This window comes from Porcipelethomonas ammoniilytica (assembly GCF_025567485.1).
Classification (GTDB): Bacteria; Bacillota; Clostridia; order Oscillospirales; family Ruminococcaceae; genus Porcipelethomonas; species Porcipelethomonas ammoniilytica.
The window spans coordinates 1-2,259 of record NZ_JAOQKH010000059.1 but is presented as its reverse complement, the minus strand read 5'-3'; the positions used below and the strand labels follow the sequence as shown (position 1 = coordinate 2,259).

Sequence of the window (2,259 nt, the reverse complement as noted above, 5' to 3'; positions counted from 1 at the left end):
TGCGCCGGACAGCGTACCGAGAATCGCCTCCATTATCGGATCGGCAACACCTGAAGCCTCGTCAACGATAAAGAGCATGTTGTCCTCGTGAAAGCCCTGCATGTTTTCAGGCTTTGTGGCTGTTCTTGCAGTAGCAAACCATCTTTCTTCATTACCTACAACGGAAACCTTTGTTTTAGTCCATTTTAAAACCGCTTTCAAGAGCGGACTTTTTGACTGCCATTTTGAAACCTCTGCCCAGAGTACGTCATTAAGCTGCTGTTTAGTGGGAGCAGTTGCTACAACACGGGAATACGGGAAACAGGACAAAAACCACAGGCACAAAACAGCTTCACAACCAGTCTTTCCAACGCCCTGACCGGAACGCACCGTAACTTTAGGAAACTCCGCTATATCCGCAAATACTTCCTTCTGCCATTTGTCAGGCTCAAACTGACAAACCTCATAGGCGAACAGTTCGGGAGATTTGCGGTATTCGGAGATTTGCGGTATTCGGGGATTCGTTGAATGAAAAATTTTAAGACCTTATCATTCTTCATTTTCATCACTTCCAATCACTGCTTCTACCCAGTTTTTTACAATATCATTTTCACCTGTGTCACCTGTTAATTGTTTCTCCTTAAGTGCTAGTTCCTTTTTCTTCAAGGCAAGTTCTTCAGAAGAGTTATCTTTGCCAAGAATGTTACGAATTTCTTTTGAAGCTGCAACGTCTCCAGTAGCCGCTCTCAAAAATAACCCTTTAAGTATAACCATTTCATTATCAGATTCCTCAATCGGAATTCCCATAGCTTCAAGCTCTGTTAAATCACTATCACAAGCTGGTAAGGAAAGCAAAAGCTTCATTTTTTCTCTCATAGACTTTTTTTTACGTCTTGCCGCCGCAGAAGCTTTACCCGCTTTTCTTGCGCTTTCTCGGCGTTAAATCTTCTGGTCGTATCAAATTATTTTCATTCAAGGTCACCACCTACCATAATAAATTTAATCATGAAAAAAGCACCTCCGGGGAGATGCTTAGTTGTTATTCTGAATCATTATTTTCAATAATTGACTTTTCTAAAAACTTATATGGCATTCTTATATTATTAATTAATCCTAGTCTAGAAAATATTTTATCTGTAAGTTCTATAAATTCTATAAATCTAGATATTTTATTATCTTCGCCACAATAACTGATTCCTTCAAGTACTTGTGTTCGTAAAAAAGACCATTCTGACAATAATCTACGTGGAATTTTATCAATATTTGTTCTGGAGTTCATTACCATTTCAAGATATTTGATAGGTAATAATTTTTCAGGGTCCCTTAAAATAATTTGTTGAGATCTTAATAAATCCAACATTTCTTCCATTATTTCATTTTGATTACTTGATTCTTTCTGTGGATAATTTGATATATCATCTTCAATTGATTTTAACTCTTTGTCTATTTTAGGCCAAGAAAGTTCAAACATTTTTTCTAGCCTAGTTTCTTCTAAACCTTTTTCTCCCAAACCTTTATTCATAGTTTTAAATAGTTTAAAAATATCATCTCTATCAACATTTGTCATTTGAAATTGCAAAATTGGACTATTTGATATCTCTGAAGGTTTCAAATCAAATAAAAAGGGACATACTTTAACCTTATCCAATGCTTTAGACAATGCACCTGCCTCAAAGTTAAGCCATTGTGATTCTAAATTATCTTTAGTTACACATAATATACCAAAATCCGCATCTGATAATTCTTTAGCAATATCAGAACTCCATCTTGCACCCTTATCAATATCTTCTGTAGAAAAATAAGGTTGGATATCTTGAATGACACAAGGTATCCAATCCTTTAATATTTTGGCTACCTTTAAACTTTTATCTCCAGACCAACTAATAAAAACTTTCATTTTATCACCAACCAACATCATACTTTACTCCTATATTAACATATTTTTCCAATAAAGTCAATAATTATTATAAATATTATATTATATGTTTATTTTTATATTTATAACAATTATTTTTGCTGAAAATACCAACTACCGCTCTATTTGACGGTGGTGTTATATTTATACTGCCGGTTTTACCGTTTCGGACGTATCCTAATCAGGCTAAATAGTTGCAACCGGAAACTACTCTAATGCTTGGCGCAGTCTATCGGAGTTGCACCGACTGAAACTACCGACTGCATAACAGCCGTCTAATTTCAACAGCTGTAAATCAAGGAATAAAACAATGTAGAAGAGAGGTAGAAACAGGGCGGTGCTGCTTTCGCCCTATTTCTATGTAT

Annotated in this window: 2 protein-coding genes and 1 pseudogene; all 3 read right to left on the bottom strand. The window is 35.5% G+C overall.

Annotated elements, in window-relative coordinates; translation table 11 throughout:
• A pseudogene (locus OCV67_RS13115) lies at nt 1-369 on the bottom strand (terminase B); the annotation flags it as partial.
• Nucleotides 370-528: 159 nt separating this feature from the next.
• Complete coding sequence (locus OCV67_RS13110; RefSeq protein ID WP_147644381.1) at nt 529-843, bottom strand: hypothetical protein; 315 nt, start codon at nt 841-843, stop codon at nt 529-531.
• 175 nt (nt 844-1,018) lie between these two features.
• Complete coding sequence (locus OCV67_RS13105) at nt 1,019-1,897, bottom strand: toll/interleukin-1 receptor domain-containing protein (RefSeq protein ID WP_147644380.1); 879 nt, start codon at nt 1,895-1,897, stop codon at nt 1,019-1,021.
• Nucleotides 1,898-2,259 lie beyond the last annotated feature (362 nt).